The sequence below is a fragment of the Microtetraspora sp. AC03309 genome (assembly GCF_020826795.1).
In the GTDB taxonomy this organism is placed as follows: domain Bacteria; phylum Actinomycetota; class Actinomycetes; order Streptosporangiales; family Streptosporangiaceae; genus Microtetraspora; species Microtetraspora glauca.
The window spans coordinates 1-472 of sequence record NZ_JADDIL010000481.1; the positions used below are offsets into that span (position 1 = coordinate 1).

Below are 472 nucleotides of genomic sequence, written 5' to 3' on the forward strand. Positions count from 1 at the left end.
CAGCAACTCCTCGTCACCCTGGCGCGCGATGACCTTGCGAGTCGACAGTGATCCGCCGTCACGCAAGCTGGTCACCTCCATCTGCACCGGGTACCGGGCGTCGCCGGCCCGCAGCAGATAGACGTGGAGGCTGTGCGGCAAGCGGCCGGGCACAGTGCGGCCTGCCGCCATCAGCGCCTGCGCGGTGATGTGCCCACCCACGATGTGGTGGCTGGCGTTGTCCCGCTGTTCAGCGACGAAGATGCCGTCACCCGACTGCGTCAGGTCGAGGGTGGACAGGACGTCGGCAAGGGGCAGCATGGGCACCGCAGCATTATTCGATGTAGCCCCCGCCCATTAGCGGGCGGGGGCTACCATCCGAGCGAGTGACGGGATTCGAACCCGTGTAAACGGCTTTGCAGGTTGATCCGGCATCTTTGCGGTTTGCTGATCGCCGCAGGTCAGGCCAGTATCAGCCAACCTAAATCCATTG

The 472-nt window shown here is 64.6% G+C and carries 1 protein-coding gene; it reads right to left on the reverse strand.

Annotation, left to right across the window (positions count from 1 at the left end):
• On the reverse strand, nt 1-300 hold a 300-nt coding region (locus IMZ11_RS43945), incomplete at its 3' end, for an acyl-CoA thioesterase II (protein WP_228649670.1).
• Nucleotides 301-472 lie beyond the last annotated feature (172 nt).